Source organism: Alteromonas sp. KUL42 (assembly GCF_006538325.1).
Taxonomy (GTDB): domain Bacteria; phylum Pseudomonadota; class Gammaproteobacteria; order Enterobacterales; family Alteromonadaceae; genus Alteromonas.
Genome location: NZ_BJKK01000012.1, coordinates 74,451 through 93,487, shown reverse-complemented (window position 1 = coordinate 93,487; position 19,037 = coordinate 74,451). Strand labels below are relative to the sequence as shown.

Genomic DNA, 19,037 nt, shown 5'->3' with positions numbered 1-19,037 from the left:
CAGGTTAACCTGATTTTTATTAAACGCTGGTTATTAGTCATATATCTGGCAAGAATAGGTTCAGCTAATCACCAATGATTGACAATAATAATAATAAGTAAATTAACCTGACCATCTGGTCAAGTAATTTTTAGCAAGGTCAGAAGCCTCGGGGGATTGCTGTTAAATAAAAATGTAAAACTGTAATAAAATTGACATGTATTTTGATGACAATTTTAGTGGTAGACATTAATTGAGGTCGTCGACGGGACTTACCCTACAAAACGACCCTACAAAAAGATATTCAAACAAAAAGGGAAACACACACATGAGTTCATCAGCTAAATTCAGTCGTATAGCGGCTGCGGTTGCGCTGTCAATCGGTTTGTCTTCGACAGCAATGGCGCAAGTTACTTCGTCAGAACTGAACGGTAAGATTATGGGCCCGCAAGGTAACCCAGCTCCAGGTACTGTAGTTACAGTAACTCACGTTCCTACAGGTGCGGTTAAAACTGTAACAGTAAACAGCGGTGGTACATTTAGTCTTCGCGGTCTTCGCGTAGGTGGTCCTTACACTGTTGTTATCGATTCAGATGAATTCGCTGACCAAACTATTAACGACGTTTATCTTGAACTTGGCGATTCAGCAACAATCGAACGTGTTCTTCAGCCAGCACAAGAGTATGAAAACATCGTTGTTACTGGTTCTCAAGTAAGCAGCCTTGCTTTTGGTCAAACTGGTCCAGTTGCTAGCTTCGACTTGAAAACGTTACAAGAAGCGCCTGCAATTAACCGTGACATCACAGACATCGTTCGTATTGACCCGCGTATCTATGTAGATGAAGGCGGCAGCAACGGTATCCAGTGTGTGGGTAAGAGCCCGCGTTTCAACAGCTTGACTGTTGACGGTGTTCGCATGAACGACCTTTTCGGTCTTAACTCTAACGGTTACCCAACTGAAAGAATGCCTTTCTCTTTTGACGCTATTGAAGGTGTTTCAGTAGAAATCGCGCCATTCGACGTAATTTACGGTGGTTTCTCTGCGTGTAACATCAGTGCGGTAAGTAAAACAGGTACTAACGAAGTTCACGGAACTGCATTTTACGACTACGGTAGTGACAGCTTACGTGGTGATTCACTAGAAGGTGATGACATTAACCTAGGCGGTTATACTGAAAAACGTTACGGCTTCTCTGTTGGTGCACCGCTTATTAAAGATAAGCTATTCATCTTTGCTGCCTACGAGAAACTAGAAGGTGCGAACACCTTCGACCGTGGTGCAATTGGTTCTGGTGCAATTAACGAAGTTAACATTACACAAGACCAAGTAGCGCAAATCCAACAAATTTCTCAAAGTGTTTATGGTTTTGATGCCGGTAGTGTGCCTTCAAGCATGGCTAACGAAGATGAAAAGTTACTTGTTAAGTTAGACTGGAACATCAACGATCAGCACCGTTTTGCATTGACGTATAACTACAACGACGGAAATAATTTTGCGCAATCAGACGGTGACTCTAATGAATTCGAATTCAGCAGTCACTTATACGAGCGCGGCGCAGAACTAGAATCTTTCATCGGTGTACTATACTCTGACTGGACAGACAAGTTCTCAACTGAAATCCGTGTTTCACGTACTAAGCTAGATAACCTGCAGCGTTCACTGTATGGTGACGGTACTCCAGGTGGAAATGATTTTGGTGAAATCATTATCCGAATGGCGAACGATCCAGATGATAACTCTGATAACTTATCTGTTTATCTTGGTTCAGACGACAGCCGTCAAGCAAACGATCTTGACTGGGATGCAACTAGCATCATGTTCCGCGGTAATTACTACTTCGACAATGGTCACACACTGACTTTCGGTTATGAGAATGACAAGCTAGACATTTTCAACTTGTTCGTTCAGCACGCCGAGACTACAATTTCATTCAATAGCATTGAAGATTTTGCAAATGGCACAAACGCACGTATTGACTATGGCTATGCATACTCTGGTGACCTAAATGACCGTGCTGCTGAGTGGGGTTACACTTCACACTCAACTTACGCACAGGATGAGTTCTACCTAACTGACGACTTGAAAATTGTTGCTGGTCTTCGTTACGACTGGATCACAACATCTGACCGTCCTTTAGAAAATACAGACTTTACTGAATCTTACGGCTACAGTAACTCTGCTAACCTAGATGGTATTGATTTGCTACAACCACGTGTTGGCTTCAACTACACAGTTAGTGACAGCACTGAAGTTCGCGGTGGATTCGGCTTGTTCTCAGGCGGTAACCCGAACGTATGGATGACAAACAACTACCAAAACACTAACGTTACTGGTGGCGAAGTTAGAGGCGATTACGCAAGTCTTTTCGATGGCAGCATTACTTGGGTTAACACTGAAGATGGCGTAACACCAGGGCCAGGTTACTCAGTACCAGGCGATCTTGATGCTAGAATGGATGCTGGTGAGGGTAGTAACTTCGAACCAAACAACCTAGATCCAAACTTCGAAATGCCAAGTGAATGGAAAATTTCTGCTGGTTTAACGCACATTACAGACGACGACTATGTATTTAACTTCGACGCCTTGGTAAGCATTACGCAAGACCAAGCAATGATTAAGTACAAAGGCATTGAGCCTGTCGGCTTTAATGATGAAGGCTATGTTCAATACGAGCGCACAGGTCTAGGTTCTCTTGAGCTAACTAACTCTGGTGAGAAGTCAACCTCTTACTCATTAACTGCCACCATGAATAAAGCGTGGGATAACGGCATTGCGCTAGTTGCGGGCTACAACTACAGCCACGCAGAAGACGTACAACCAATGACAAGCTCGGTTGCGTTCTCTAACTTCCAATTCCGTGCGTTCACTAACCCGAACGAAGAAGTGTCTTCACTGTCTGATTGGAACATTAAGCATCGCTTAACGTTAGACTTGCGTTATACAACACAATTCTTCGATGGTTATGATACAACTTTCTCGATGTTTGCGTTGGCTCAATCTGGCAAGCCTTACAGCTTCACAATCTCTGAAGATGAAGTTAATAGTATCTTTAACTTCACTCCATACTTGGATAGCAACAACGTACTACCAATGGGTGCAGAGCGTAACGATGAAGAAAGTCCTTGGTGGGCGAAAGTGGATATCGCAGTTAGACAAGATATTCCAGCGTTCAACAAAGATCACACAGCACAGGTGTTCTTCATTGTTGATAACTTCACTAACATGCTGAATGATGACTGGGGTATTCTTGAAGAAACTTCATTCAACACAGCAGTTGTGGGTACTGCAAACCCAGAGCGTCGCCAAGGTGATGCATCACTTTGGGAACTACGTGTAGGTGTTAACTACCGCTTCTAATAAGCTGTAGTTAACAACATAAAAGTTGTAGTGTTAGGTGCCACTTTCCATTTTCGGGGGTGGCACTTTTTTATGCCTGATATATTGCTGCGTATGTATTTCGCTTTTCTAAAAGTAATCCCTTCAAGTTATCCCTTCTTATTCCATCGATTTTCTATATTCACCACTTACAACAAGGTTAATGAATAAATACTGCGAAGCCGCAGGGTTTATATCGGCATGATTTATTGGGCTGATGTCTTTTGAGAGAAACTTAACAGTGAAAGTATGTATTGGGAATACGCCTACACGTAGAAATTCACTAGAGTCAATTCAGTGACTTTTTCTAAAAAGGTAAGTTTATTATGGAGCGTACCCAACACCTTATTTGTATTGAGTACGTAAATGAGGAGATATAATTATACGTTTTCGAATAAGTCTTCGACGCGCTGACGTAGTTCTTCAATTTCAGATACATCGGCGGGCGCAATAAAAATAGTGTCATCACCAGCGATGGTACCAAGTACACCGTCTTTTTTGCTTAAAGAATCAAGTAGGCGAGCAATAAGTTGCGCTGCACCGGGGCTGGTTCTTATAATCACCATCACATTATTGTGAACGATATCCAAAACAAGCTGCTTTAGTGGGCTTTTCGCTGTTGGCATGCCAAGTTCAGGCGGCAAACAATACACCATGTCGCCACGGGCGTTGCGTGTACGTACCGCACCGAACTTACTCAGCATACGGGAAATTTTTGACTGACTGATATTGTCAAAGCCTTGTGCCTTTAAAGCGTCAACAATTTCACCTTGTGAACCGTAGCTCTCAGCTTTGAGAATTTCTTTGAAAGCTTTAATCAATTGCTCTTGTTTTGCGTTTGCCATTAGCGCTCTTTTCTATTTTGTCGGTCGTTATAAGATATAAAATTTATTATGCCTATATTGTGCCCCACAGGTGGACTTTGCGCAATTTGTTTGCATAATCATTCATGATAATGAATATCGGATAAAAATAGCCTGAAATAAGGCTATTAAGACCATCCGGTGATTGAGTTTTCCCCCGCGTTGCATTAGTGTGACGTTCCGTTTAAATACGTGAAGTAATCCCATAGGAGAAATGGTATGAAAGTAGCCGTGTTAGGTGCTGCCGGTGGTATTGGTCAGGCGCTGTCTTTGTTGTTGAAAACGCAATTGCCAGCAGGTTCAGATTTAGCGCTATACGATGTAGCGCCAGTAGTTCCAGGTGTTGCTGTTGATTTGAGCCACATCCCAACTGCAGTTAAAGTAACCGGTCACGGTAAAGATGACCTAGCTGGTGCACTTACTGGAGCAGACGTAGTTCTTATTCCAGCTGGTATGCCACGTAAGCCAGGTATGGATCGTTCAGATCTATTCAACATCAACGCCGGCATTGTTAAAAACCTTATTGAAGGTGTAGCTGATAACTGCCCGAATGCGTGTGTTGGTATCATCACTAACCCAGTTAACACTACTGTTGCTATTGCTGCTGAAACGCTTAAAGCAAAAGGTGTTTACGACAAGAACAAACTTTTCGGTGTAACTACGCTTGACGTTATCCGTGCAGAAACGTTTGTTGCTGAACTTAAAGGTGTAGATGTAGCGTCTGTGCACGTTCCGGTAATTGGTGGTCACTCTGGTACGACTATTCTTCCTTTGCTTTCACAAGTTGAAGGCGTAGAGTTTACTGACGAAGAAGTTGCTAGCCTTACTACGCGTATCCAAAACGCGGGTACTGAAGTTGTTGAAGCTAAAGCTGGCGGCGGTTCTGCAACCCTTTCTATGGGTCAAGCAGCAGCGCGTTTCTGTCTATCTCTTGTTGCTGCTATGCAGGGCGAGAACGTGGTTGAGTACACTTATGTACAAACTGATGACAGCGATGACGCAGCTTTCTTCGCACACCCTGTTCGCCTTGGCGCAAACGGCGTTGAAGAAATCTTGCCATACGGTGAGCTTAGCGCATTCGAAGAGAAAGCCAAAAACGACATGCTTGAAGGCCTACGTGGCGACATCAAGCTAGGCGTTGACTTCGTAAACGGCTAATTCGTGAGTATCAAGTATCATTGACGGGCCTTTGAACGTAGGCACGCCGTGAATACTTCCCTGTAGGCTTCGCCACCGCATTCATGCGGTGGAGAGCCTACTTATCAAAGCCTCGCCAACTCCAAACACCTCAATAAACCAATCCCCGAGGTTTCTAAGAAAAAGAACGGCCTATTGCGACCTTACGTAACCCCATTTCTTTTTGTTTTTCTTTGTTTTATATCTACTTTGACGTTTCACGTGCGATTGCTTGAAAACTGCACTACATTAGACTTAAGGTTGCCTGTTAATATAATGTTAATTGTGTTTGGTGTTTTACTAAATTATAAGGTTCTAGCTTTGTCTTTCACGAATATGACTATCAGGTAAAGCAAAACTCAGTACTAGTGAATTTAGTCGCCACTTTTGGGTTAGCAGCAAAACTGTCATTTAATAAAAGTAAATTAGTAAATCTGAAGGTAATTTACGTATTTATGTTGCTAAATGTTTTGATCGGCTTTAAATTTTTATATAAGAAATTTCTAAATATATTTTCATGCACATTAAAAATTTTACATGATGCTATTGTTTTAGCTCTGAGGCTCACCTTTTAAGTTACTTGGAGGTATCTATGTTTGATCGTTTCTCAATCGGCGCACGTCTGATGCTTATTTCATTGTTGCCAATGCTCATTATGGCATTGACAATGCTAATTATTATTAAGGGCGAAGTGGGTGAGTTAGTCGATTTACAAGTTGTTAACACGAAAGAGGCGTTGCTGGAAGAAAGTCAAGACGAACTCAAAAATATTATTGATGTTGCCTATAACACCATCAAGCCAATTTATGATGAAGGAGGTTCGTTAGAAGACGCTGTTGCTCTACTGAAAAGAATGGAATTTGGTGAAGATGGCTATATATTTGGCTATGACAGTAATTCTATACGCGTTTTCAGTGGATCTTCTTCAGACCGCATAGGTGATAGCTTTAAAGATTTCAAAGATGCTAATGGTGTCTATCTCATCAATGAACTTATCAAGGCGAGTAAAAAGAATGGCGTAGGGCAGGGAAACGAGTTTGTAACTTATCACTTCCCTCGATTAGGAGGTACACAGCCCATTCCCAAGCTATCCTATTCAATATACCTTCCCCGTTGGGACTTGATGATAGGCTCTGGTATTTATATTGATACGATAGAAAAGCAAGTTGATGTATTTAAAGAACAAACCATTGCATCAGGCAATGCAATGTTCATTTCAGTTATTGTAATTGCGGTTATTATCACCGGTATTCTTACTGCAATTGGCTTCGCCATGGCACGTTCAATACTCACCCCACTTAAAGAAGTTACTCGTTCAATCAAGACCCTTTCAGATGGCAATGGCGATTTAACACAAAGATTAGCCGTTAGAGATAAATTTGAATTAGGTGATTTAGCTGGAAGCCTTAATACCTTTTTAGAAGCGCTTCACTCGCTTATATTGAAAGTGAGGGAAGTATCAATAGGTGTAAAAGAAGAAAGTTCTGTATTGCTCACTGACGTAGAAAAAATTGAAGACGTGAGTGTGAAGCAACGAAGTGAAGTAGAACAGGTTGCAACCGCTATTACAGAAATGTCACAGACCGCGCAAGAAGTGGCTTCAAATGCGGCAAGTGCTGCGGTTTCAGCACAAAAGGCTAAGTCAAATGGAATGGATGCACTGAGCAAAGTAGAAGGCTGCCGAGACGAAATGACACAGCTACGAGTGGAAATGGAGAGGGCGAGCCAAGTTGTGCACCAAGTTGGTGTAGATGTTGAAAACATCAGCGCGGTACTTCAAGTCATTGAGAGTATTGCTGAACAAACTAACTTGCTTGCACTTAATGCTGCTATTGAAGCGGCTAGGGCAGGTGAGCAGGGGCGAGGCTTTGCTGTGGTTGCAGATGAAGTAAGAAACTTAGCCAGTAAAACCCAAGGCAGCACGGAAGAGATTCAAGAGATGATCAGTAAGCTGCAAAGCGGTTCGCGTAATGCGGTAAACGTAATGGACGACAATATAAAACGCAGTACTCTTGTGGAGGACAGCATTAAAGATACCGCAGATGGACTTACCAATATTGCTAACGAAGTAACAATGATGAATGACTTGAATACGCAAATAGCCGCAGCAGCAGAAGAGCAAAGTATTGTGGTTGATGATATTAGTAAGCGCGTTGTTGAAATTTCAGAGCAGACCAATGGACTAAGTAAGATTGCACAGAATAACGCACAAACTGCTGATGGCATGAACAAAAAACAGAGGACCTGGAGGAGGTCGTAAACCAGTTTAAAGTGTAGCTTTGATCTTGGAACTTGGTTTTTCGATGAATAAAAAACACCGGGCTTATCAGCAAGCCCGGTATAGATATGTAGAACAACCTTTATTAGTGTTAGCCAGTATTGCGCATACCAATCGCAATACCTGCAATGGTCACCATCATAGCACGTTCTAAGCTAGAGTTTTGCGCACCGTCTCCAGCTTTACGGATACGATCTAACAACTCTATCTGAAGATAATGTAGGGGCTGTAAATACGCGGCGCGAATTTCCATCGATTCCTTCCCTTGCGGGTCGTTTTTCATAATGTCATCGTCACCGGTAATCGCCAATAAAGAGGAAATACTCTCTTTAAGTTCGCTACGCAGCGCTTCACCAAAGTGTTTCAATTCATCAGGAACAAGTCGGGCATCATAAGCTTCGCTAATACGCGGATCAGCTTTGTGGAAAACCATGTCCAGCATAGATAAGCGCGAACGATAGAATGGCCACTGGCTAAACATCTCGTTAACCACTTTCTCGTTTTCAGGGGTTTTAACACTATCAATTGCACGCATTACACCTAACCAGCTTGGTAATACTAAACGGGTTTGTGCCCATGCAAAAATCCAAGGGATAGCACGTAAGCTCTCGATACCACCCTGTGGCTTACGCTTCGCGGGTCGACTGCCCAATGGCAATTTACCAAGTTCTTGCTCAGGTGTGGCAACGCGGAAATACGGAACGAACTCTTTGTCGTGACGTACAGTCGCGCGATAGTTATCACGGCCTTGTGCAGCCATCGCTGTAATAAGTTCGCGCCATTCTTGCTTCGGTGCCGGAGGTGGGAATAGCATTGCTTCAATAATCGCACTGGCATATATGCCTAAGCTGCGTTTTGCCAATTTTGGCATACCGAACTTATAACGAATAGTTTCGCCCTGTTCAGTTACACGGAAACCGCCCTCAAGGGAACCAGGAGGTTGAGAGTAAATAGCTGCATGCGCTGGTAAACCGCCACGACCAATTGTACCCCCACGACCGTGGAATAAGGTAAGGCTAACATCAAACTCATCGGCTATAGCTACCAAGGCTTCTTGTGACTGGTATTGTGCCCAACCTGCTGCCAATGCACCTGCATCTTTAGCTGAATCTGAATAGCCAATCATGACAAACTGGCGACCTTTCACATAACCGCGATACCAGTCGATAGACAATAGCTTACGCATTACATCAGGTGAGTTGTTTAAGTCGTCAAGGGTTTCGAATAATGGGGCTACCGGCATTGGCCAATCTACGCCACTTTCTTGTAGAAGTAGTTGTACGGCAAGCACGTCGGATGGCTCACTGGCCATAGAGATAATGTAAATACCGAACCCGTGTTTGCTGTGCTTAGCAATAACCTTACAGGTATCGAGTACTTCTTTTACATCATCAGACGCATCCCATTGAGCAGGGAATAGGGGGCGCTTAGAACCCAATTCGCGGAGCAAGAATGCTTGCTTATCGGCTTCACTCCATTGGGCATAATCACCTAGCCCAAGGTAACGCGTAAGTTCACTGAATACATCCGCATGACGTTCAGAGTCTTGACGCACGTCAAGGCGCAGTAAATGCACACCGAATACTCTTGCACGACGGATCGTGTCTAGCAACAGACCGTTTGCGACCACTTGCATACCGCAATCAAGCAATGACTGATAGCAAAGCATCAATGGCTCGATAAGCTCGTCGTCACTTTCTACCCAGTTCGACGTATCTGGATTTTTGTCAGCCAAGTAATCACTAATGCCATCACGAGTTGATACGAACTTATCAACTAGAGGGCGTAGCAGTGCGCGATAAGGCTCGTTAGCATCACCAACTTTGGCACGTAGCTCATCGTTGCAGTCATACATCGACAATTCAACTTGTAAGCGGTCTAAATCGATGGCAAAAAGCTTAGCTGCGCGCTTACGGGCAAGTAGCAGTACTTGTTCTGTTACTTTAGATGTAACAAATGGATTCCCATCTCTATCGCCGCCCATCCAAGAGCTGAATTGAACCGGTGATGAATCTAATGGTAAAGAAACTTGGTAATCTTCGTTTAAGCGTCCATCAAGTTCACGCATAAAGTCAGGAACCGCTTCCCATAATGAGTTTTCAATGACCGAGAATCCCCAGCGCGCTTCATCAACAGGCGTTGGGCGAACAGAGCGAATTTCTTCAGTGTGCCAAGCCTGTGCTATCAGGTCTGCAATACGGGTTTCTACTTTGCCACGCTCTACGTCATTAAGCGATTCTTGGTGAATAGCTTGCAAACAATTGGCTAATTCTTTGTGCTTGTGAATTAGCGTACGACGGGTAACTTCTGTGGGGTGTGCGGTAAGCACAAGATCAATATTGAGCTTTGCTACAGCCTCTTGCACTTTTTCAGCAGTAAGTTCTGCCTTATCTAGGTGCTTAAATAGCGCATCTATGGATGCATCTACGTTCATTGCGGCGTTGTATTCTTGTTCAGCAATATTGCCTAAGTTCAAGAACTGCGCGAATGCACGGCCAACTGTCAACAAATCACTGTCAGACATTGTTTTGAAAGTTTCTTTCAGTTCTTCGCTACATGTCGCGTCGCCCTGATAAGAAGCTCGGCCGCCTTTACGTATCTTTTCTATACGATCTAGCCACTCTTGACCCAACTGGTTTTTAATTGTTTCACCAAGGGTCTTTCCAAGGTATCGAACCGTGTCTTTTAGTTCAGCATCGTAGTGTGTTTGCATGCTATCCTCCTAAATATATGGTCTTAACAATACTGTGTCCTTTGCGTCTTGTCTAACCACTTTCGGTTATAATTTACAACATTTTGCTACTTTCACCCCTATCAGACTATTGCTCAAAGCAAGATGATTTCTGGTGTGGTACACTCTTGCACCGGAAAATGCAGAAACATTCTCGCACTTAGCGTGTTGTTTGAAATTTGTACTGCATTTGTAATTTAATTTCAGGAGTTTTTGTGACTGATACATTCAATACAGTAGAAACCCAAGCAAGTTACGGCATTGGCTTTCAAATGGGTCAACAATTGCAATCAAATCCTTTCGAAGGACTTGCCATAGATGCAGTTGTTGCTGGCTTAAAAGATGCTTTTTCTGGTCAAGCACCTCAAGTAGATAACGACACACTACGTGACGCGTTTGGTGAAATTCATAAGCGCATGCAAGCTGCGAAAGAAGAAGCGAGCAAAGCGGTTATTGAAGAAGGCACTAAGTATCTTGAAGAAAACGCAAAGCGTGACGAAGTTACAGTAACTGAGTCTGGTCTTCAGTACGAAGTCATTGCTGAAGGCGACGGTGAAGTTCCATCAGCATCAAGCACAGTACGTGTTCATTACCACGGTACACTTATCAATGGAAACACCTTTGACAGCTCGTACGAGCGTGGTCAGCCAGCAGAATTCCCTGTAGGCGGTGTTATCAAAGGCTGGACTGAAGCGCTTCAACTTATGAAAGTAGGTGCTAAATACCGTTTACACATCCCACATGATCTTGCATACGGCGAGCAAGGTGCGGGTGCGGCAATTGGTCCATACAGCACATTGGTATTCGATGTTGAATTACTCGATATCTTAGGCTAATGCCTGTTGACAGGAGTGTGCCATCACTCCTGTCGCTACTCTGCTCACATATTCAAAGATAGCTCACAACTTTCTTTTTTTAACCTTAAACACGCTCTAATAGTCTTTCATCTCTAGCGCTCAACACTTTTCTAAAATAAATGAAATGACTGTTAATACCCAACACTTGCGGTATGCTAGTTCCATCTGCTCCGAGTTGTTATCTATCGCGTCGGCATTACAATAGCGCCATGCTCAAATAAGGAAAATTATTATGGTTATCAAGCCTAAAGTGAGAGGCTTCATTTGTACAAACGCGCACCCTGTAGGTTGTGCAAAAGCAGTAGAAGAACAAATTGCTTATGTGGAAGCGAAAGGCGACCTAGGTGAAGGTCCTAAAAACGTGCTGGTTATAGGTAGTTCAACAGGCTACGGTCTAGCCTCGCGCATTACTTCTGCTTTTGGCTACGGCGCGAAAACTTTAGGTGTTTGTTTCGAAAAAGCGCCGACAGAGCGCAAAACAGGTACAGCAGGCTGGTACAACACAGCAGCATTCCACGAACAAGCAAAAGCGAAAGGTCTTTTCGCTGACACCATTAATGGCGATGCGTTTTCTGATGAAATCAAAGTGGAAACTATTGATAAAATCAAAGCGGAAATGGGGAAAGTTGACCTTGTAATTTACAGTCTTGCATCACCACGAAGAACAGATCCAGAAACAGGGGTGACGTACAAGTCGACCCTTAAGCCTGTTGGCCAAGCTTACACTACAAAGACTTATGACACTGACAAAGATAAAGTACATGAAGTGTCACTCGAGCCAGCCAATGACGATGAAATTCTCAATACTATTAAAGTGATGGGTGGTGAAGATTGGGAGCGTTGGATGGACTTCCTTCGCGAGGCTGATGTTTTAGCCGAAGGATGTAAAACCACGGCTTATACCTATATTGGTAAGGAACTCACATGGCCTATCTATGGTCAAGCGACCATCGGCAAAGCAAAAGAAGATCTCGACCGCGCTGCGGCAGCCATCATTGGTAAAAACAGCAATCTTTTAGTTCAAGCCAATGTGAGTTCATTGAAAGCGCTGGTTACTCAAGCTAGTTCTGCCATTCCTGTAATGCCGCTCTATATCTCTTTGATTTACAAAGTGATGAAAGAGGAAGGGACACACGAAGGCTGTATTGAACAAATTTTCGGCCTGTTTACCGAGTGTTTGTTTGGCAATACACCAACGCTTGATGAAGCAAACCGTTATCGCATGGATGGCAAAGAAACTAATGATGCAACTCAAGCGAAAATCAAAGCATTATGGAATGAAGTAACACAAGAGAATTTCCATGATTTGAGTGATTATGAAGGCTATCATCACGAGTTTTTAAAGCTGTTTGGTTTTGACATTGACTCAGTTGACTATGAGCAAGATGTAGAGCCAATGGTTAATTGGTAATACCTAAATCTATTCGCATGTATTGATTCCTGCACAGAATGCGCCGTCTTTTAAGGCGGCGTTTTTTATTCCCTCATAGGTCAACACGCTCTAGTGCGACTAAAGGTTTACATTAAATTGTAGAAAAATTTAGCTTTATCTTGAAATAGCATGGCACAAACCCATGGGTTAATGCTAAAATCCCGAAATTAAGTAGGGGGCTTTTCTACTCCTACCAAAACAGCAGCAAAACACACAGTGTCACAAGAATAAAAATAAGTGGCGTTTTTGTTGGTTCTCTAAAGTTATAGGGCGGTTTTGAACGTCCGCAAAAAATGAACTAGTGGTTACGGCTTCATAACAGGCTGACCGTGGCAAATTAGGTCTAGTTCTATCAATCAACAACAAAAAGGTGTTTAACACCTGTTAATAGTGCGCTTTTGCATGCTGACAGGCAGGATTACTGCGGTCATGCAAAAGGGTATTTCTATTAGAGTAGTGCGATTACATATGATAAAAATCAAGAAAGGTCTCGACCTCCCAATTGAGGGAGCGCCAAAGCAGGGGATTGCTGATGCATCTGCTGCAACGCGCGTTGCCGTTCTGGGAGAAGAATATGTGGGTATGCGCCCTACCATGCACATCCAAGTTGGTGATGTAGTGAAGAAAGGCCAAGTTCTTTTTGAAGACAAAAAGAACCCTGGCGTTAAATTCACTGCTCCTGCTGCGGGTGAAGTGGTAGAGGTTAACCGTGGTGCAAAACGTGTTCTTCAGTCTGTAGTAATCAAAGTAAGCGGCAATGACGCCGTTAGCTTCGATAAAATTGCAGCTGACCAGATCGCGAGTGCTTCACGCGAGCAACTTCAATCAATCCTTGTGGAATCTGGCATGTGGACAGCGTTACGTACGCGTCCATTCAGCAGGTCGCCGAAGCTAGATTCTGTTCCAAGCTCAATTTTTGTAACAGCAATGGATACTAATCCATTGGCTGCAGATCCTGCGGTCATTATTGCTGAGCGCCAAGACGATTTTGTAAATGGTCTTAAAGCGTTAACACAATTGAGCGGTGGCAAGACATACGTTTGTAAAGCAGCAGGTGCTTCTGTACCTACTGGTGATGCAGCGGTAGATGTGGAAGAGTTTGGTGGTCCTCACCCTGCGGGCTTACCAGGTACACACATTCATTTCCTTGATTCTGCTGGCATGAATAAAACCGTTTGGCATGTTAACTACCAAGACGTTATGGCGATTGGTGCATTGTTGACAACCGGTGAACTAGATAACCGTCGTGTTGTTTCGCTGGCAGGTCCTGCAGCGAAGAACCCGCGCTTGGTTCGCACCGTACTTGGTGCCGACTTAACTGAGCTAACAACTAACGAGTTGGTTGAAGGTGAAGTACGCGTGATATCTGGTTCAGTACTTAGCGGTACAACTGCGGTAGGTGTACACGGCTTCCTAGGTCGTTTCCACACGCAAGTTTCACTACTAAAAGAAGGTCGCGAGAAGAAGCTATTTGGCTGGATTTTACCTGGCTCAAATCAGCACTCAGTGACTCGTGCTTACTTAGGTCACCTAAGTGGCAGCAAGACATTTGATATGACAACAACTACCAATGGTTCTGAACGCTCAATGGTTCCAATTGGTAATTACGAACGCGTTATGCCCCTAGATATCATTCCTACGCTTCTGCTTAGGGACCTGATTTCTGGTGATACTGACGGTGCTCAGTCGTTGGGTTGCTTAGAATTGGATGAAGAAGATTTGGCATTGTGTACTTATGTATGCCCTGGCAAATACAACTATGCGCCAATTTTACGCGACTGTTTGACCACCATTGAGAAAGAGGGTTAAGTCATGGGTTTAAAAGCGTATTTAGAAAAAATCGAACCAAACTTCGAGCCGGGCGGTAAACACGAAAAGTGGTACGCGCTTTACGAAGCAGCAGCTACTATTTTCTATACTCCTGGTAAGGTAAACAAAGCCAACACCCACGTGCGTGACAGCATTGATCTTAAGCGCATTATGATCATGGTGTGGATGGCAACATTCCCAGCTATGTTCTTCGGTATGTACAACATCGGTTTGCAAGCGCAAGATGCAATTGCAATGGGTGCAGGTACATTACCTGATACATGGCAAGCAGGCCTATTCGCAGCGCTTGGCGGCGACTTGGCAAATGCGGGCACACTTGGCCTATTTTTCTACGGTGCATGTTTCTGGCTTCCAATCTACGCAGTAACCTTTGCGGTAGGTGGTTTCTGGGAAGTACTTTTCGCTTCTGTGCGTAAGCACGAAGTTAACGAAGGCTTCTTCGTAACATCAGTACTGTTCGCACTAACACTTCCAGCTACTATTCCACTTTGGCAAGTTGCACTAGGTATTACCTTTGGTGTTGTTATTGCCAAAGAGGTATTCGGTGGTACAGGTCGTAACTTCCTTAACCCAGCACTGTCTGGTCGTGCATTCCTTTACTTTGCGTATCCTGCACAGATTTCAGGTGACCAAGTATGGGTAGCAGCAGATGGTTATTCTGGTGCAACGTCTCTTAGCCAAGCGGCTTCAGGCAACCTTGACTACACCAACATGGACCAGTGGATGAATAGCTTCATCGGTACTATTTCTGGTTCAGCAGGTGAAGTATCTACATTAGCCATTATCCTTGGTGGCTTGTTCATCATGTACATGCGTATAGCTAGCTGGCGCATTGTTGCAGGTGTGGCTATTGGTGTAGCGTTCTTCGCAACACTACTAAACCTAATCGGCAGTGATACAAACCCTATGTTTGCAATGCCTGCACATTGGCACTTTGTTGTTGGTGGTCTTGCTTTTGGTATGTTCTTCATGGCGACAGACCCTGTATCTGCGTCGTTTACAAACCAAGGTAAGTGGGCTTACGGTATCTTCATTGGTTTCATGACGGTACTAATCCGCGTCCTAAACCCAGCCTTCCCAGAAGGTGTAATGCTAGCAATCTTGTTTGCTAACTTGTGGGCGCCACTGTTCGACTATTTCGTCGCGCAAAGCAACATCAAGCGGAGGGTAGCACGTGTCGGCTAAGAAAGAATCTTTAGGCAAAACTATTGGTGTAGTTGTAGCCGTATGTTTAGTTTGTTCAATTGTTGTTTCTGGCGCGGCAGTTGGCCTTCGCTCTTTACAACAAACAAACGCAGCTCTTGATAAAAAGAGCAACATTCTAACTGCTGCAGGCCTGTATGAAATGGGCATGAGCAATAGCGCAATTGAAAGCACGTATAGCGAGCGAGTAGAGCAGCGCTTTGTAAATCTTGACCAAGGTACCTTCGTTGAAGCGCCTAGCCAAGGTTATGACATGTATAAAGCAGCAAAGGTAAATGAGCTAAGCACTAAAGTAGAAGGCAGCAATGTTGGCTTCCAGCGTCGCCCTAACGTGGCAAGTGTTTACTTAGTGCGCAACGAAGCAGGTGATGTATCTCGTATCATTCTTCCTGTTCACGGTAGCGGCCTTTGGGATCTTATGTACGGTTTCTTAGCGGTAGATGCAGACGGCCAAACGGTTCGCGAGCTTATTTACTATCAGCAAAAAGAAACGCCAGGACTAGGTGGTGAAGTGCAAAACCCTGCATGGCAGGCGAAATGGGATGGTAAAGAACTATTCGAAAATGGCGACGTTGCTATTCGTGTAGTGAAAAATGCTAACCCAAGCAATCCTCACACAATTGATGCGCTTTCAGGTGCAACCCTAACCAGTAACGGTGTTGAAAACACAGTACGCTACTGGGTAGGTGAGCAAGGCTTCGGCCAGTTCCTGAAGAACCAAGCATGGCGTTCATAAGGGAAGTCTCATGGCAGATACTAAAGAAATGAAAAAGGCCCTCTTTGGGCCAATTATGGACAACAACCCGATCGCCCTACAGGTACTCGGTATTTGTTCAGCATTGGCAATTACTACTAAGCTGGAAACAGCATTGGTAATGTCATTAGCGCTTACAAGCGTTGTAGCGTTCTCAAACTTGTTTATATCACTCATTCGTAAGCAAATTCCGTCGAGTGTTCGTATTATCATCCAAATGACAATCATTGCGTCGTTGGTAATTGTTGTTGACCAAATTCTAAAAGCATATTCGTATGAAGTTTCGAAACAGCTTTCGGTATTCGTTGGTCTAATTATTACTAACTGTATCGTAATGGGTCGTGCGGAAGCGTATGCGATGAAGAGCCCACCTCTAATGAGCTTCCTAGACGGTATTGGTAACGGCTTGGGTTACTCATTTATTCTTATTGTAATTGGTACAATTAAAGAGCTATTTGGTTTCGGTACTATTTTAGGTTTCGAAATTCTTCCACTAATTCAAAATGGTGGTTGGTATCAAGGTAATGGTTTGTTAATCCTACCATTCAGCTCGTTCTTCTTAATTGGCGGTATGATTTGGTTTATCCGTACCATCCGTCCAGAGCAAGTAGAGCCTAAGGAGTAAGTCATGGAACATTATTTGTCGTTATTTGTTCGCTCAATCTTTGTTGAGAACATGGCGTTATCACTTTTCTTGGGTATGTGTACCTTCCTTGCGGTATCTAAGAAAGTTAAAACGGCTATGGGCCTTGGTGTTGCGGTTATCGTAGTACTAGGTATCTCTGTACCGGTTAACCAAGTTATTTACGTAAACATTCTTGCTCCAGGCGCACTTGCGTGGGCAGGTTTTCCTGAAGCTGACCTTAGCTTCCTTAACTTCCTAACGTTTATCGGTGTTATTGCGGCATTGGTTCAGATTCTAGAGATGAGCTTAGATAAGTTCTTCCCAGCGTTGTATAACGCATTAGGTATCTTCCTTCCGCTAATTACCGTTAACTGTGCAATCTTCGGTGGTGTGGCTTTCGCGGTACAGCGTGAGTACAACTTCACTGAAAGCATCGTGTATGGCGTTGGTAGTGGTATGGGCTGGGCACTAGCAATTGTATTGCTAGCGGCAGTACGTGAGAAGCTGAAGTATGCTGATATGCCTGATGGTATTCGTGGTCTGGGTTCTGTATTCATGATTGCGGGCCTTATGGCACTTGGCTTCCAGTCTTTCACTGGTATTCAGCTGTAATAAAGCTCGGGAGCAACTAAATGAATAATGTAGAAATATATCTAGGCGTCGGCATGTTCATTGCCATTGTATTGGCGCTAGTATTTATAATTATGTTTGCCAAGTCTAAGTTGGTACCGACAGGTGATGTAACTATTACCATTAACGGAGACCCAGACAAGGCAATTAAAACTGCACCGGGTGGCAAGCTACTAGGTGCACTAGCAGATGCGGGTTTCTTCGTATCTTCTGCATGTGGTGGCGGTGGCTCATGTGGTCAGTGTCGTGTAGATGTACACTCAGGTGGTGGTGAAATTCTACCTACTGAGCTTGATCACATCACCAAGGGTGAAGCCCGTCAAGGTTGTCGTCTTTCATGTCAGGTTGCGGTTAAGCAAGACATGGACATCGAACTTGAAGAGTCTGTATTTGGTGTTAAAAAATGGGATTGTGAAGTTATCTCTAACGATAACAAAGCAACGTTCATCAAAGAACTTAAGCTTAAAATTCCAAATGGCGAGAGCGTTCCATTCCGTGCGGGTGGTTACATTCAAATTGAAGCGCCTGCGCACCACGTTAAATACAAAGACTTCGATATTCCAGAAGAATATCGTGGCGATTGGGAACGTTTCGGCTTCTTCGATATTGAGTCTAAAGTGGACGAAGAAACTATTCGTGCATACTCAATGGCGAACTACCCAGAAGAAGAAGGCATTATTATGCTAAACGTGCGTATCGCTACGCCGCCGCCTAATAACCTAAGCCTACCTGCAGGTAAGATGTCTTCTTACATCTGGAGCCTGAAAGAAGGTGATAAAGCAACTATCTCTGGTCCGTTCGGTGAATTCTTCGCTAAAGACACAGACGCAGAAATGGTATTCGTTGGCGGTGGTGCAGGTATGGCGCCAATGCGTTCACATATCTTCGACCAACTTCGTCGTCTTAAGTCTGACCGTAAGATCAGCTTCTGGTACGGTGCTCGTTCACTTCGCGAAATGTTCTATGTTGAAGACTTCGATGAGCTTGCAGCAGAAAACGAGAACTTCCAGTGGCATGTAGCGCTTTCAGATCCTCAACCAGAGGACAACTGGGAAGGTTACACTGGGTTCATTCACCAAGTTCTTTTAGAGAACTATCTGAAAGATCACCCTGCGCCAGAAGATTGTGAGTTCTACATGTGTGGACCACCTATGATGAACGCGGCCGTAATCAACATGCTTAAAGATTTAGGTGTTGAGGACGAAAACATCATGCTAGATGACTTCGGTGGTTAATCTACGCAGTTAGTATTGTAAAAAAGGGGCGTTAGCCCCTTTTTTGTTTGTTTTGATGTAACGTTACT

13 protein-coding genes are annotated in these 19,037 nt (G+C 43.9%); 11 read left to right on the top strand and 2 right to left on the bottom strand.

What is annotated here, in order from left to right:
• Positions 1–307 precede the first annotated feature (307 nt).
• Positions 308–3,337, top strand: coding sequence for a TonB-dependent receptor (locus EYR97_RS15570; protein ID WP_131094585.1), 3,030 nt, complete (start codon positions 308–310; stop codon positions 3,335–3,337).
• Positions 3,338–3,735: 398 nt separating this feature from the next.
• On the opposite strand, the gene argR is transcribed toward EYR97_RS15570, so the two are convergent.
• Positions 3,736–4,200 (bottom strand): transcriptional regulator ArgR, encoded by a 465-nt coding sequence (argR, locus tag EYR97_RS15565; protein ID WP_131094584.1) that lies wholly within the window; start codon positions 4,198–4,200, stop codon positions 3,736–3,738.
• Between the two features lie 237 nt (positions 4,201–4,437).
• On the opposite strand from argR, the gene mdh reads away from it, so the two are divergent.
• Together mdh and EYR97_RS15555 are read left to right on the top strand one after the other, a co-directional pair.
• Positions 4,438–5,376: a malate dehydrogenase gene (gene mdh / locus EYR97_RS15560; protein ID WP_131094583.1), complete on the top strand. Its 939-nt coding sequence runs from the start codon at positions 4,438–4,440 to the stop codon at positions 5,374–5,376.
• A gap of 610 nt (positions 5,377–5,986) precedes the next feature.
• The gene (locus EYR97_RS15555; RefSeq protein ID WP_141354800.1) at positions 5,987–7,654 is read left to right on the top strand and encodes a methyl-accepting chemotaxis protein; all 1,668 of its coding nucleotides are present in this window, start codon (positions 5,987–5,989) and stop codon (positions 7,652–7,654) included.
• Between the two features lie 109 nt (positions 7,655–7,763).
• Here EYR97_RS15555 and ppc read toward each other — a convergent pair whose 3' ends face one another.
• Positions 7,764–10,385, bottom strand: a complete 2,622-nt coding sequence (ppc, locus tag EYR97_RS15550) for a phosphoenolpyruvate carboxylase (RefSeq protein WP_131094582.1) — start codon at positions 10,383–10,385, stop codon at positions 7,764–7,766.
• A 233-nt stretch (positions 10,386–10,618) separates the two neighbouring features.
• Between ppc and EYR97_RS15545 the strand changes: the two genes are divergently transcribed.
• The 8 genes from EYR97_RS15545 (at position 10,619) to nqrF (ending at position 18,969) form a co-directional block, all read left to right on the top strand.
• The gene (locus EYR97_RS15545) at positions 10,619–11,239 is read left to right on the top strand and encodes an FKBP-type peptidyl-prolyl cis-trans isomerase (RefSeq protein WP_131094581.1); all 621 of its coding nucleotides are present in this window, start codon (positions 10,619–10,621) and stop codon (positions 11,237–11,239) included.
• A gap of 253 nt (positions 11,240–11,492) precedes the next feature.
• Positions 11,493–12,671 carry an enoyl-ACP reductase FabV gene (gene fabV / locus EYR97_RS15540; protein ID WP_131094580.1) on the top strand — a complete coding sequence of 393 codons (1,179 nt, stop codon included), beginning with the start codon at positions 11,493–11,495 and terminating at the stop codon, positions 12,669–12,671.
• 489 nt (positions 12,672–13,160) lie between these two features.
• Positions 13,161–14,501 (top strand): Na(+)-translocating NADH-quinone reductase subunit A, encoded by a 1,341-nt coding sequence (locus tag EYR97_RS15535; protein WP_131094617.1) that lies wholly within the window; start codon positions 13,161–13,163, stop codon positions 14,499–14,501.
• A gap of 3 nt (positions 14,502–14,504) precedes the next feature.
• A complete protein-coding gene (locus EYR97_RS15530) occupies positions 14,505–15,707 on the top strand; it encodes an NADH:ubiquinone reductase (Na(+)-transporting) subunit B (protein ID WP_131094579.1) in 1,203 nt (400 codons plus the stop codon).
• Complete coding sequence (locus EYR97_RS15525) at positions 15,697–16,461, top strand: Na(+)-translocating NADH-quinone reductase subunit C (protein ID WP_131094578.1); 765 nt, start codon at positions 15,697–15,699, stop codon at positions 16,459–16,461. Before EYR97_RS15530 ends, EYR97_RS15525 begins: the two co-directional genes overlap by 11 nt.
• A 10-nt stretch (positions 16,462–16,471) precedes the next feature.
• Complete coding sequence (locus EYR97_RS15520; RefSeq protein ID WP_131094577.1) at positions 16,472–17,104, top strand: NADH:ubiquinone reductase (Na(+)-transporting) subunit D; 633 nt, start codon at positions 16,472–16,474, stop codon at positions 17,102–17,104.
• A 3-nt stretch (positions 17,105–17,107) separates the two neighbouring features.
• Positions 17,108–17,716: an NADH:ubiquinone reductase (Na(+)-transporting) subunit E gene (gene nqrE / locus EYR97_RS15515; protein WP_131094576.1), complete on the top strand. Its 609-nt coding sequence runs from the start codon at positions 17,108–17,110 to the stop codon at positions 17,714–17,716.
• Between the two features lie 20 nt (positions 17,717–17,736).
• The gene (gene nqrF / locus EYR97_RS15510; protein ID WP_131094575.1) at positions 17,737–18,969 is read left to right on the top strand and encodes an NADH:ubiquinone reductase (Na(+)-transporting) subunit F; all 1,233 of its coding nucleotides are present in this window, start codon (positions 17,737–17,739) and stop codon (positions 18,967–18,969) included.
• Positions 18,970–19,037: the final 68 nt, after the last annotated feature.